Annotated in this window: 13 protein-coding genes; all 13 read left to right on the plus strand. The window is 53.8% G+C overall.

The annotated features are described in order from the left end of the window. Positions 1-495 precede the first annotated feature (495 nt). Positions 496-1,323 carry a transketolase gene (locus AC5YUO_RS24125; RefSeq protein WP_496155540.1) on the plus strand — a complete coding sequence of 276 codons (828 nt, stop codon included), beginning with the start codon at positions 496-498 and terminating at the stop codon, positions 1,321-1,323. Beyond that, positions 1,316-2,293 carry a transketolase family protein gene (locus AC5YUO_RS24130; protein ID WP_496155541.1) on the plus strand — a complete coding sequence of 326 codons (978 nt, stop codon included), beginning with the start codon at positions 1,316-1,318 and terminating at the stop codon, positions 2,291-2,293. Before AC5YUO_RS24125 ends, AC5YUO_RS24130 begins: the two co-directional genes overlap by 8 nt. Then, positions 2,286-2,960 (plus strand): NeuD/PglB/VioB family sugar acetyltransferase, encoded by a 675-nt coding sequence (locus AC5YUO_RS24135; RefSeq protein ID WP_496155542.1) that lies wholly within the window; start codon positions 2,286-2,288, stop codon positions 2,958-2,960. The genes AC5YUO_RS24130 and AC5YUO_RS24135 overlap by 8 nt, the downstream gene beginning before the upstream one ends. Positions 2,961-2,962: 2 nt before the next feature. Continuing rightward, a complete protein-coding gene (locus AC5YUO_RS24140) occupies positions 2,963-3,202 on the plus strand; it encodes an acyl carrier protein (protein WP_496155543.1) in 240 nt (79 codons plus the stop codon). Beyond that, positions 3,203-4,582, plus strand: coding sequence for an AMP-binding protein (locus AC5YUO_RS24145; RefSeq protein ID WP_496155544.1), 1,380 nt, complete (start codon positions 3,203-3,205; stop codon positions 4,580-4,582). Continuing rightward, a complete protein-coding gene (locus tag AC5YUO_RS24150; protein WP_496155545.1) occupies positions 4,579-5,592 on the plus strand; it encodes a LuxE/PaaK family acyltransferase in 1,014 nt (337 codons plus the stop codon). Before AC5YUO_RS24145 ends, AC5YUO_RS24150 begins: the two co-directional genes overlap by 4 nt. Beyond that, the gene (locus AC5YUO_RS24155) at positions 5,579-6,772 is read left to right on the plus strand and encodes an acyl-CoA reductase (RefSeq protein WP_496155546.1); all 1,194 of its coding nucleotides are present in this window, start codon (positions 5,579-5,581) and stop codon (positions 6,770-6,772) included. The genes AC5YUO_RS24150 and AC5YUO_RS24155 overlap by 14 nt, the downstream gene beginning before the upstream one ends. A gap of 53 nt (positions 6,773-6,825) precedes the next feature. Beyond that, positions 6,826-7,281: a 3-hydroxyacyl-ACP dehydratase FabZ gene (gene fabZ / locus AC5YUO_RS24160; RefSeq protein WP_496155547.1), complete on the plus strand. Its 456-nt coding sequence runs from the start codon at positions 6,826-6,828 to the stop codon at positions 7,279-7,281. Next, positions 7,282-8,871: a GMC family oxidoreductase gene (locus AC5YUO_RS24165; protein WP_496155548.1), complete on the plus strand. Its 1,590-nt coding sequence runs from the start codon at positions 7,282-7,284 to the stop codon at positions 8,869-8,871. Next, a complete protein-coding gene (locus tag AC5YUO_RS24170) occupies positions 8,861-9,244 on the plus strand; it encodes a hypothetical protein (protein ID WP_496155549.1) in 384 nt (127 codons plus the stop codon). The genes AC5YUO_RS24165 and AC5YUO_RS24170 overlap by 11 nt, the downstream gene beginning before the upstream one ends. Continuing rightward, the gene (locus AC5YUO_RS24175; RefSeq protein ID WP_496155550.1) at positions 9,244-9,975 is read left to right on the plus strand and encodes an SDR family NAD(P)-dependent oxidoreductase; all 732 of its coding nucleotides are present in this window, start codon (positions 9,244-9,246) and stop codon (positions 9,973-9,975) included. Before AC5YUO_RS24170 ends, AC5YUO_RS24175 begins: the two co-directional genes overlap by 1 nt. A 148-nt stretch (positions 9,976-10,123) precedes the next feature. Further along, positions 10,124-11,059: a hypothetical protein gene (locus AC5YUO_RS24180; RefSeq protein ID WP_496155551.1), complete on the plus strand. Its 936-nt coding sequence runs from the start codon at positions 10,124-10,126 to the stop codon at positions 11,057-11,059. A gap of 371 nt (positions 11,060-11,430) precedes the next feature. Next, positions 11,431-12,660, plus strand: coding sequence for a class I SAM-dependent methyltransferase (locus AC5YUO_RS24185; protein WP_496155552.1), 1,230 nt, complete (start codon positions 11,431-11,433; stop codon positions 12,658-12,660). Positions 12,661-12,671 lie beyond the last annotated feature (11 nt).

The raw sequence follows: 12,671 nt of genomic DNA on the forward strand, positions 1-12,671 counted from the left end.
ATCCGGATGCCGCCAAGTCAGACTTACGGCTTATACCCGCTCGCGTTAACGTGAGGGCTATGAAGCCGACTCAGACTGCCTGATATACATGCGAACGCTACCCGAACCACACCGAACAGCAACTGCGGCAAAGCTGCCTGCATTCCAGCTCCGCAGCCGTCCTATATCGAGAGAAGACGAGTCGCCCATACGCAGCCGCATGCCTGGGGCGCAGAATGAGTTCCATAATCCTGCCGCAGTCATGTCCCATCAGGATTTTTCGGCGATCTCGCAATGGCAGCGTTCCTGCATGGCGTACTGGCTCACGGATAGGACGCAATGGCGGCCTGTTAGCCCCGGTCCGGAAGCGCCATCTCTAACGGCAGATATCAACAACAACGCTAAAATCGTCACTGTTTTGAGCAGGGCGTTCAACCAAAAAACAGGGCCGTTCGAAGTTGCAATGCATTTTTAAATAAAGTAGGTTCCGCCGTCGCTGCAGAGAGGGGCCAAGTGATGACGAACACTTCAATGGTGTCGGATATAGATATTCGCAAGACGATAGTAGATACTGCATTCAAATGCGGAGAGTCTGCGCACATCGGCGGCAGTCTTAGTATGGTCGAATTGCTGAATGTACTCTTCGGCGAGATACTAAATCATCGCCCTGAAGAGTCTGAGTGGCCTGAACGGGATATATTCATACTCAGTAAGGGGCACGCAGTACTTGGCTATCTGGCTGTCCTTCACCTTTATGGTTATTTTGATGCCGACAAGCTCGCGACATTCCAGACTGATGGTAGTGACCTGATTGCGCACCCAGTCAAGAAGCTGAAGCTTGGGATTGAAAGCTCCAACGGTAGCCTCGGCCAGGGACTGTCCTACGGCCTTGGTCTTGCGCTCGGTATGGAACTTAAGAACGAGGACCGTCGCGTTTACGTGATGCTGGGCGATGGCGAATGCAACGAAGGTTCGGTATGGGAAACAGCGGCATTGGCTGCAGAGCGTGGGACGAACCGGCTTTGCGCTATCGTTGATGAAAACGGCTTCCGTAATGACGGGGCGACGACAACATATGCAAATAAGATTAAATTGGCTGGAGTCTGGCGGGCTTTTGGCTGGAATGTTATCGAAATTGATGGTCATGACCGTGAGCAGATCCGTGAGGCCTTCTCGGCGGCGCAAGCCCATGAGAGTGGTCCGACTGCGATCGTGGCCAGGACTATTAAGGGACGGGGCATAGACTTCATGGAAGCCAATAATGACTGGCATCACAACCGGATTACCAGCAACGTCTATAAAGATTGTATGCGTGCGCTCGGAGTGGAATTAGCTGATGGTTGAAATTTCCACGCGAAATGCACGCACTTGGTCGCGGATGGGTATTCGCGCGACCTACGGTCAGGCCCTCTCGGGATATGCGGCGGAGAATCCGAACGTACTTGCCGTGTCTGCCGATCTGGGCAGGTCATCAGGGCTCGACCGTTTCTCCAAAGAATATCCCAACCAGTTTATCAATACGGGTATTGCCGAGCAGAACATGGTCGGCGTCGCTGCAGGGCTTGCACGGTCAGGTTTTGATGTCTTTGCCTCTACATTCGCACCTTTCGCTTCGATGCGTGCAAGTGAGCAGGTGCGCATGAACATGGGCTACATGGAAGAGCCCGTGAAGCTTGTGGCATTGGGTAGTGGCTTTGCCATGGGTTTTTTGGGCAATTCGCACTACGGGCTGGAAGATTTGGCTGTGATGCGTGCCATACCCGGGTTGACCATTGTCTCGCCCGCTGATTGCGCCGAGATTTACAAGACGCTTGAGGCTTGTATTGGTTATCCTACGCCCGTTTATATCCGTCTTACAGGTGCGGTGAACTGCCCTATCGTGTATGAGGAAGACTACCATTTTGAACTTGGCAAGGCGGTCTGGATCAAGCCGGCTGCGGATATCACCATAATTTCGGCGGGCACTACCGTGGGTCATTGTCTGGCGGCAGCGAATGCGCTGGCGGAAGAAGGTCTCACAGTCGGTCTGCTTAACATGCACACAATTAAGCCACTGGACAAAATGGCTCTGGCGCATGCGGCTGAGGTTTCCTCCACCCTGATCGTTGTGGAAGAGCATATGCGTACCGGAGGCTTGGGCAGCGCGGTGTTGGAGCATTTCGCAGACGTCGGCGCGCCTCCATGCCGCATTGTGACACATGGTATCGCGGACCGCTACGGCGAGACTGGTAGCTACTCCTATATGCTGAAGATTTCGGGCCTCGACGCCGAAGGCATCATTCAATTAATAAAGCGCGAGGCAGCAAATGCCTGATGATGCAAAGCCCGCTTGGTACATCTACGGCGCTGGAGGGTTTGGGGTCGAAACGCTAGACATCTGCATCAGCGCCATGGAAGCTGGACAGGTGCCAAAGCGCAGCATGGGATTCATTGTTGATGGTTCGAGCCAAAAGGATGTGCTCGGATATCCGGTGGTGGAGCTTGCAGATTGTCAAAAAGGTGCCCTTGTGACAATCGCGGTGGGGGAGCCTGCGGTGCGCACCAAGCTGGCTGAGAAAGTGACGGAGGCCGGACTGCAGTTGTGCTCCGCTATCGCGCCATCTGCTGTCATTTCGCCTTCTGCTATCATTGAAGAGGGTGTCATTGTCGCACCATTTTGCTCGGTTCAAGCCCGTGCTTTTATCGGGCGTAATGCTGCAGTAAACACAATGGCAATTGTGGGACACGACGTGAGCGTCGGTGAAGATGCGGTCATTTCGTCCATGGTGAATCTTGGCGGCGCGGTGAAAGTCGGACCGCGCGCCTATGTTGGTATGGGTGGCATCGTGCGCGAGAAGCTCACTGTGGGTGCCGACAGTATCGTGGGCATGGGGTCTGTTGTTCACAACGACGTGCCTGAAGAGGTTATCGCGATGGGTAACCCGGCGCGCGTATTGCGTCGTAATGAAGATAAAACTGTTTTTCGCAAGACTGGAGACTAGAGTTGTCAAATAGAGAAAAATACGATTCCGCCTTTATGACTGTGTTCGAGATTGACGCAGCTCAGTTGACCGATGGACTTGAGTATCGCAGCATTAATGCTTGGGATTCCGTGGGCCATATGGCGCTCATGGCGGAACTCGAAAATGCCTTCGACATTATGCTCGACATGGACGATGTTGTAGACTTTGGCTCATACAATACCGGCCTGAAGACGCTTGAGAAATACGGGATCAAGTTCTAAATGTTCTGGAATGACAGGGACCAGGCAAGTGACGCGCGGACCTTCTTGACGACACAAAATCTTGCGCTCAGTTATGCGGAAGTCTTTGATGCCGGCGACAATCTCTTCAAGGGTTGTGGGCGAGGCGTTGTTGTCATTCTCTGTGAACGTTCGCCTGAAACCGTAGCCGCTTATGTAGGTGCGTTGCGCGCAGGCTTGGTGCCTTTTCTTTTAGATGGCACCGCTGTCCCTGCCGTCGTCGAACGGACTGTTCAGGCGTATCGCCCTGCTTATATGTTCAGCCCGACAGGTTTGGCTCCGGAGGGGTTCACGCCTCACGCGAAGATTGGCGCGACGGGAGTACTTCTCGTCGCTAACCAAGCTGCTGAGGCTGACTTTCACCCTGACTTGACGCTTTTGATACCCACGTCTGGCTCTACCGGCGATCCCAAGGCCGTGCGTATTACAAGCCGAAACCTACAAAGCTGCACTGATGCGATTTGCGACTACCTTACAATGGCGGAAGATCGGGTCGCAGTGTCTCTCCTCCCGCTACATTACTCCTACGGTCTCTCGGTGCTGCATAACGTCATGAACGTTCGTGGCCGCATTGTGTTGACCGATCTTTCTGTTCTCGACCGAGAGTTGTTTGGCTTTTGCGAGGAACAGGGGGTGACAGATATCGCCGGTGTACCTTTCATTTTTGATATTTTGCGGCGCTCCCGTTTGCCCGAGGGTCTCGCCCGTTCACTCGTTTGTGTGACACAAGCGGGCGGACGACTAGATCCAAAGATCACGAAGCACTTTCTTGAGCGGTTCGCGGGCACGGGTACGCGCTATTTCACCATGTATGGACAGACCGAGGCCGCTCCACGTATCTCCTACGTTTCGCCTGAGATGGGCCTCGAAAAACTTGGGTCAGTCGGTGTACCGATTTCCTGTGGGCGTGTGCATATCGATGCAGATGGAGGAGAGTTGGTTTATTCTGGCGAGAACGTCTCGATGGGCTACGCGCAAGGATTTGTAGATCTTGCACGCGGTGATGACTTTCAAGGCGTGCTCCGTACCGGCGATCTTGCGACCATCGATCCTGATGGCTTCATCACCATTACAGGTCGTCTCAAACGCACTATAAAACTTCACGGTATTTCCGTGAATCTTGATCATGTGGAAAGTGTGCTTACCAGCGCCGGAATTGATTGCATGGTCGTGGGACGCGAAAATCGCCTGATCGTATGCTATAGTGGAAGCGATCACGCCGAAGTCAATAACGCGATGTCGCATAACTTTTTCTTTCACCCTTCCACCATTGCCCTTAAGGAGGTCGCCCTCCTGCCTCGCACGGCTGTCGGTAAGCCCGATTACGTCGCTGCCCTGAATGCATATGGAGATGTGCGTTGACTTCAACGATACTCGACGATCTCATCGCGCTCACAGAACACCACCGCGCGGCTTGCAAACCGTACGCCAATTACTGTGATACACTTTACGCGCAGGATCATCCGCCGCGAAGTCTCGCTGACCTACCATTCCTGCCCGTGCGCGCCTTCAAGGATTTCGACCTTCGCAGCGTGGCAGAGGAGGATGTCTTCAAGGTAATGATGTCGTCTGGGACGTCTGGGTTACGTTCGCGCATTTATCTCGACCGGGAAACGGCGCAAGCTCAAACTCGAACGCTGCTGGCGATCTGCGGCGAAGCCTTCGGTAAGGCCCGTTCGCCTATGCTGGTGATTGACAGCGAGAGTACGGTTAAGGATCGCAACCGCTTCTCCGCTCGCACCGCAGCTGTAAATGGCTTTTCGATCATGGCACGTGACCGATGTTTTGCGCTGGACGAAGACATGTCACTAAACATTCCGCGCGTGATGGCCTTTTTGGAAGAACACAACGATAAGCGCGTCTTCATATTTGGTTTCACGTTCCTTGTTTGGCAAGCATTTTGCGGTGCCCTGCGTGCGCTAGATCAGAAGCTTCCGCTAGAAAACTCCTTCCTGCTGCACGGTGGCGGGTGGAAGAAGCTGGAAGCCGCGAAGGTTTCAAATCAGGAGTTTAAGGCCACTATTGCCGAGTGGACTGGCTGTACTGATGTCCGAAATTACTATGGCATGGTCGAACAGACTGGCACAATCTTCATGGAATGCCGAGAAGGTCACTTGCATGCCAGCCCATGGTCTGACGTTCTGGTTCGAGACATTCATACGCACGAAGCACTGCCGCATGGTAAAGTGGGGCTTATAGAAGTGTTCTCCACCATCCAGAAAAGCTATCCTGGTCATGCGCTACTAACTGAGGATCTGGGGCTGACGCGCGCTGCTTCTGAATGTTCCTGTGGACATTCAGGCACTATCGTAGAGGTTCATGGGCGCTTGCCGGCCGCCGAGGTTCGGGGGTGCAGTGATGCCTATATTTGATCCGAGAAGCTTTGAAACCGGCCAATGGCGACAGGGCTTTGATTTCGGCGGCACGTCCGCGTTTGCGGACGAGAGCATTCAGGAATTCCTCAACGCACTGTCGCGCGCTATCCTCACCGACAAGGAGGTGCGTGGCCACCCGGATCTTGCCACTTTCGGTTATTTTTGTCGCAAAGCGAACCTTGCGCGGGCGGTTGCCGATGTGCATTCTGTCTCCTCGCGCTTCGGCTGGGGCACGGTGGTGCATATCGCGCCCGGCAATATTCCGCTGAACTTCGCTTTTTCTTTCGTTATGGGGTTACTTGCAGGCAATTCCAACGTCGTTCGCTTACCCTCGCGGCATTTTCCGCAAACGACGCTCTGCATTACGCTAATCGACCGGTTGCTTGCCAATCCCGCTTTCGAACAGATTGCACGGCGTACTCGCTTTGTGCAAACAGAGCGAGACAGCCCAGCCCTTAATGGACTTATTAGCGAAGCGGCGGGGCTCGTCGTCTGGGGCGGTGATGCCACCGTACGGCGATTCCGTGCGCTGCCAAAATCACCTGGTTGCGTTGAGGTTTATTTCCCAGACCGCGTTTCGTCCCTACTGGTTGATGCAAAAGGTTACCTCTCGCTGCCGGAGGACGACGCGCAACTTAGCGCGCGGCGCTTTTTCAACGACACATTTTTGGTGGATCAGAATGCCTGTTCCTCGCCGACTACGGTTTTCTGGCTTGGTGATAATGGAGACGTCGCTCAGGCAAAAAAGAGGTTCTGGTCGCTTCTAGAGGCGATTTTGAGCTCTGAATACGTGATTGATCCGATGGCACGGATAAACCGTAATCTCGACATCCTCCGTGATGTAACCACCATAGGGCACGCGCTCAACCTCGATATCGAGTATGATATTTGGCGTCTTGATGACCCCGAAGTATTGGGCCTGCCGCTACGTTTCGGTACCTTCCTTGAGCTTCCGATTACGCACGTGAAGCAGGTGCTGAACTACTTGCGCCCGAACGAACAGACGCTGACAACGCTCGGCATCACGCCGGATGAGGTCTTCCGCGGGATGACTGTAGACGGGCAGATCCCTAATATCGACCGGATCGTGCCTGTGGGCAGTGCCCTCGACATCTCGTTCAACTGGGACGGCAAGGAAATTCTTGCCATCCTGTCCCGCAGGGTACAAATTTCCTGAAACCTCGCTGCTCGCTCTTATTGGCGGCACACGATATAGATGAGGCATTGCCAATGGCGTTTTCTCTGGATTGCGAAGAACTTAAAGCTTATCAGCCCAATCGCTACCCTTTCCTGATGATTGATATGGTGACGGAAGTTGAGCCAGGGCAGTATGCCAAGGGTTTCAAGAACCTCACCAACAATGAATGGTATTTTCCGGTGCATTTTCCCGGTGGTCCCAACATGCCGGGAGCGCTACAGCTTGAGGCGATGGCGCAGATGTTGACTGTAGCCATCACAACTCAGGAAGGTCTAAAAGGTAAGGTCACACACGCGCTTGAGCATACGGTACGCTTTAAGAAGGAAGTGCGACCGGGAGATCAGCTTTTGATTGAGGCAACGATTGACAGCTGGCGGCGCGGAGTCTGCAAGGGCCGCGCTGTGGGTTATACCAACGGTGAGGTTGCTTGCGAAGCCAAGATGATGATCACCATACCGGATATTCTCGAACAATATCTTCCTAAATAAATGAAAGATTTTGACGTCATCATCATTGGTAGCGGCGCAGCTGGTGCAGCCGCTGCTTGGCGGCTTGCGACGAAGGGCTTCAAGGTAGCGTGTGTGGAGAGGGGGCCTTGGATGGACCCGGCCTCTTACCCAAGTACGCGCCCTGACTGGGAGGTGTTGAAACGGACGTCGATGTCGCCGGTCGCCGCCACACGAGGGGCTGCGCAGGATTATCCCGTTGATGACAGCGCGTCATCTGTTGCAGTTTGCAATTTTAATGCGGTGGGTGGCTCGACCATTCTTTATTCAGGGCATTTTCCGCGTTTCCGTCCTGATGACTTCCGCCTTTTCAGCACGGAAAGTCTCTCTGAAGACTGGCCGATTTCCTACAGCGACCTGCAACCCTATTTCGATATCAATGAAGAGATGATGTCGGTTGCTGGGCTGGCGGGAGACCCACTTTATCCCGACATCGAAAACCTACTGCCACCAGTACCGCTCGGGGATGTGGGAACACGGCTTGCTCAGGCGTTTAACACCAAAGGCTGGCACTGGTGGCCGAGCTATTCCGCGATCTCGACAAGGGATCGGCGAGGGCGCTCTGCTTGCCTCAACCTCGGCCCATGCAATACGGGCTGTCCGCAGGGTGCAAAATCGAGCACCGACATTACCTATCTGGCGCGGGCGAAGGCTGCGTCATTGGTGATTTTCGATGAAACGGCCGTTTCACATCTTCTGGTGGAAGACGGGCGTGTAGCGGGTGTGTGCGTGAGCGACAAGGATCGCAACAAGAAGACCCTGCGTAGTCCGCGCGTTATCTTGGCCGCAAGCGCCATTGGTACGCCGCGCCTGCTGTTGAATACGCGGAGCGACGACCATCCGCGTGGCTTGGGCAACGGCCAGGACCAAGTCGGGCGCAATCTGATGATCCACCCGCTTGGCTATGTGGAAGGCGTCTTTCCCGAGACGCTTGATACGGATGTAGGACCGCAGGGTTGCATGCTCTACAGCCTCGAGCACTACCGCAGTCCGAGTGCGGGCCACCGGCTGGGCTACATGATGCATGCTTTGCGCGGGACGGGTCCGCTGGAGACAGCTCAATCCGCCTACGGCCGGCGAAAGCTGCGGTTTGGCGAGAATCTATACGAGGATTTTGCGGCCTTCTGGCGTAAGCAAGCGGTGATCTCGATCATCTGCGAAGATCTGCCCGACCCCGCGAACCGGGTAGAACTCGACACAACACGCACAGATGCTCATGGAGATCCTGGTGTGCGAGTCAGCTATACGATGAGCGACAACACTCGTAAGATGATGACCCATGGCATGGGTAAGGCACGTGAAGTGCTTTCGACAGCGGGCGCGCGGCAGATTTACGCGCATGGACCTGTTCGCAATTCTGGGTGGCATGTGATGGGTACTGCGCGCATGGGGTCCGATCCCAGCCGCTCGGTGGTAGACCCTCGAGGCAAAGTACATGGGGTTGACGGGCTCTATGTGGTCGATTCCAGCGTCTTCGTGACCTCATCCTGCGTGAACCCAGCGAATACAATTCAGGCGGTTGCCCTCTATCTTGCTGACGCTATTGCCGAGGAGGCCGCCCATGTTGGTTGATGCGCTGCTGGCGGCGATGTTCCCAGGAGATCCTGCTCACAATGTTCCTGGATTTGCCGCGTTGGGACTCGATGTCGATGCCTTGGGTCATCCGGAGGCAGTGCAAGCCGTGGGCCGTGCGCTTTCCGAACTGCCTGAAGCTGAAACAGCCGAGGTGAATGAAATTCTGCGTGCGTTACGAAAATCGCACCACGAGGTGGCGCAGGCATTCATTGATGCGGCACTCGTAGCCTATTTTACCGCGCCAGAGGTGATCCGCGCTTTGCGGGGTGGACCCGAAACGCTCTTTCCGCACTCGCGGACTTTGCCTGATATCGATTATGCGCTGCTCGAACCCGTATTTGAGCGCGCAGCCCCTCCGGAGGGATCATAATGAACGAAAGTAAGCCATTTGCTGTTGTGACGGGTGCCAATCGCGGGATTGGTCTTGCGATTGCCGAACGGCTCGTGACACAAGGTTATCGTGTCGCGGGCTGTGTGCGTAGCGCCTCGCAGGATCTGCGGGATCTGCTATCCGAAGAGGAGGGACACACCATCGTAAAGCTCGACCTGCGTGACGACGCGGCCATCTCAGAGGCGGCTCGCGCGGTTCTAAAATGGTCCAAGCAGATCGATGTTCTGGTTAATTGTGCCGGTATCGCTACCGGCAGTCTTTTCACCATGACCCGAATGGAGCAAATGCGTGACGTCTTTCAGGTGAACACCTTCGGGCCGCTGCTCTTCACCCAGTATATTGTCCGAACGATGACGAGGGCCAAGGCTGGATCAGTCATCAATATCGGCTCTACAGCGGGGCTTCTGGCGGATGCAGGTACCCTCGCGTATGGTGGCTCAAAGGCGGCGCTCATCCACGCTACCCGGGTTCTAGCGATGGAGCTCGGTGCGAGCGGTATCCGTGTAAATGCCATCGCCCCCGCCGTGGTGGAAACCGATATGGCCGCACAAATGGACGATGCCGCACGCGCTGCCCTCGATGCCCGGTCAGCACTAGCCGGCAAGATAATGCCCGGCGATGTGGCCGCACTGGTAAGCTATCTCATCTCACCTGAGGCAACACAGATGACCGGCCAGGTGCTGCGCCTCGATCGCGGTATGTCGTTATGAGATGAAGGCATCGAAGATGCTGACACTTCCTGGTTTTTAGAAAGTTTTGAATATATAAGCTGCATCTAAGGCTTGATTATTCGAGAGATGAAGATGGATGGTCATTTAAGATGATCCTCCTACCAGAAAAACGGGAAGTCAGTATATTATGAATAAACTGAACAGACCGGTAGTCGTGGCCTGCCCTCCTTTTGATGATCAGAGCGGTGGCTGCATCGTTCTCCACTACTTGACTCACCGTTTACGCGGCATGGGAGTAGAGGCTTACGTTTTCCCTCTCATCGATGAGGAACCGTCGGATGTACCGCGCCTGCTGCGTAAATTTCGTAGAGCGCTGACTATGGGTAAATACATATGGGGGCACCTACCATTCAAAACGCATCCCGCGCTTGATACGCCTTTGGCGCCGTTCTCAGCGCTGTGTCGTGGAATTGTCGTTTACCCCGAAATCGTGAGCGGTAACCCGTTGGGTTTCGCCCGTGTGGTGCGCTGGATTCTCTACACCCCGCGTGGCCACGGGGTAGGTGAGGATTTCGCAAAACCGATACCCAAGGAAAAGGTATTCTTCTTCCAGCCTCCCTTCATCGAGCATATCGACTGGATACCGCGCGAAAACTGTCTTCGCCTGCAATGGCACCGCGACGACATTTTCAACGATCCCGGCCCGGTTGAGCGGACTGAAGTCTGCCGCATGATCCGCAAGGGAGACGCCACGGCGGAAAGCCCGCCCCCCGGTGCGGAGGGCGCTACCGTGTTGGACGGCAAAAGCAACGAGGAGATCGCTGAGGTCTTCAAGCGCGCGCGCCTTTTCTACTGCCACGACCCATACACGATGTATTGCGACTACGCCGCGCTCTGCGGCTGCCTGCCGATTGTAGTCCCACCACCGGGGCTCTCGCGCGCCGACTGGCGTCCAGAGGCGGACCGCCTCGGCATCGCCTATGGCGACAGTGCCGAGCAACTGGAATGGGCCGTGCGCACTCGCAGTGGCCTTGTAGACCGGATCAAGGACCTTAAGCGGCAGGAAGACGGGATGCTGGAGCATTTCATCTCCTACCTCGCCGACCCAACCACTCGACAATAGAGCCGTTCTTTTTCGTATCGGATCCGAAGGAGGGGGAAAAGTTATTTTGCTTCTTGAGATTCGATGGAGTCGATCAGTTTTCCGCTCCTGTCTCAGAGCTCTACCACGGCGCGCTTCCGTCTAGTGGGAATTGCGAGCCTTGCTGAGATGTTTGGACTACAACCGCAGCGAGAGCTCAAGCGCCCGGACTAAAAGGAAGGCTTTGGCATATCCACCGATCTCTATCGGCCGATCGCTTGAATCAGGCTATGCTTGATTTGCAAATCCTAAAATATTTATTCGGCAAGGGAACTTCTTTCGATTCAAAATGTTAACTCCCGATGAGCTGAAAATGAAATTATTCACTTTCAGCTGCTGTTGAGGAGAAACAGATGGAAAGCAATTTCAAATCCCGGATTGTTCAATTATATCGCAAAATAAAAAAGAACGGAATTTCTGATCGTATTCGGGATATGAATGGCTCTCTCCAAGAGAATATTACAATTAGTAATAATATTGCAAGTCAAAACAACGCTAATATGGCTTCAATTGAAGAAATAAAAAATATATGCGAATCATACAAGCATCGTGTTGATGAAATTCGAGAAATGTGTATAAAATTGAATTCTTCAATTGAGGAAAATTTGAGAATTAATAGAGATTACATAAATATACTTGAGGTAATTCTAAGTGAAGGCAGGGACGTTATCCATGTAGTTGATGAAATTCGAAGAAATGGCAATATCCATGATAGTCGTATTTCTCAACTGGAGCTATATATGCTTCATCTCATGAGGCAGACGGGGGTCTCCGTGGAATCTCTCTCTGTCGAAGCGTCTGACAGTCAGCAGCCAGCCATTGCTAGCGACGTAAGATTTCTTAAGCTTGAGATAACAAAGAGTAGTGTCATCAAAAGCGTAAACCGTATCCGCGCTCTAACGGAGTTGCAGTGCCGGGACGTCGAATTCCTAGAGCACTCGCTGATACCCGAATTAGGTCTAGCGCAAGAAGGTTGGTCGTTCCCTCCGGAGGTAGCACATTTATCTGGAAAAGGGTTGCATTTGCTTCAGTTGCCGTGCCAGCTCGCACCTCTGTTGGCATGGCTTGCCGACAACGCGCGTGGCATAGAATGTTATTTGGAAATCGGCGTTCGCTGGGGTGGAATGTTCATTCTCATTTCGGAGTGGCTCAGACGCTTTTCACCCGAGTTGTGTCGGGTTGTTGCCCTTGATCCTGCTGAAATGTCGCCTCTCATCAGGGAATATATAGACTTCACAAACAAAATTGACGGAAACGACAGACTTGAGGTTCGTTACGAAAGAGAATACTCGACATCCACAGCCGCAAAAAAAATGATTCTGAATTTGAAGCCTGATTTCGTCTTTATCGACGGCGATCACCGTTACGAGGGTGTGAGCCATGACTACGAGCTCGTCCGTGGCCAGGCAAAAATGATTATGTTTCACGATATTTTCGCAAGCACTTGGCCAGGTGTGGGCAGGTTGTGGCGCGAGGTTCTTGAACAAAACTCCAGCACCCATGCATCGGTTGAATTCACAAAACAATATCAGTCCGGCGACGGAGGTGGTATGGGCCTTGGTGTTATTAAGGTGCCTGTATAGGCATTACGTCC

Source organism: Agrobacterium sp. LEGMi-208b, assembly GCF_059511785.1.

What these genes read in the sequence shown, in the direction of transcription:
- AC5YUO_RS24185 (WP_496155552.1), top strand. Translation starts at nt 11,431, where the DNA reads ATGGAAAGCAATTTCAAATCCCGGATTGTTCAATTATATCGCAAAATA.
- AC5YUO_RS24180 (WP_496155551.1), top strand. Translation starts at nt 10,124, where the DNA reads ATGAATAAACTGAACAGACCGGTAGTCGTGGCCTGCCCTCCTTTTGAT.
- AC5YUO_RS24175 (WP_496155550.1), top strand. Translation starts at nt 9,244, where the DNA reads ATGAACGAAAGTAAGCCATTTGCTGTTGTGACGGGTGCCAATCGCGGG.
- AC5YUO_RS24125 (WP_496155540.1), top strand. Translation starts at nt 496, where the DNA reads ATGACGAACACTTCAATGGTGTCGGATATAGATATTCGCAAGACGATA.
- AC5YUO_RS24135 (WP_496155542.1), top strand. Translation starts at nt 2,286, where the DNA reads ATGCCTGATGATGCAAAGCCCGCTTGGTACATCTACGGCGCTGGAGGG.
- AC5YUO_RS24145 (WP_496155544.1), top strand. Translation starts at nt 3,203, where the DNA reads ATGTTCTGGAATGACAGGGACCAGGCAAGTGACGCGCGGACCTTCTTG.
- AC5YUO_RS24170 (WP_496155549.1), top strand. Translation starts at nt 8,861, where the DNA reads ATGTTGGTTGATGCGCTGCTGGCGGCGATGTTCCCAGGAGATCCTGCT.
- fabZ (WP_496155547.1), top strand. Translation starts at nt 6,826, where the DNA reads ATGGCGTTTTCTCTGGATTGCGAAGAACTTAAAGCTTATCAGCCCAAT.
- AC5YUO_RS24165 (WP_496155548.1), top strand. Translation starts at nt 7,282, where the DNA reads ATGAAAGATTTTGACGTCATCATCATTGGTAGCGGCGCAGCTGGTGCA.
- AC5YUO_RS24130 (WP_496155541.1), top strand. Translation starts at nt 1,316, where the DNA reads ATGGTTGAAATTTCCACGCGAAATGCACGCACTTGGTCGCGGATGGGT.
- AC5YUO_RS24155 (WP_496155546.1), top strand. Translation starts at nt 5,579, where the DNA reads ATGCCTATATTTGATCCGAGAAGCTTTGAAACCGGCCAATGGCGACAG.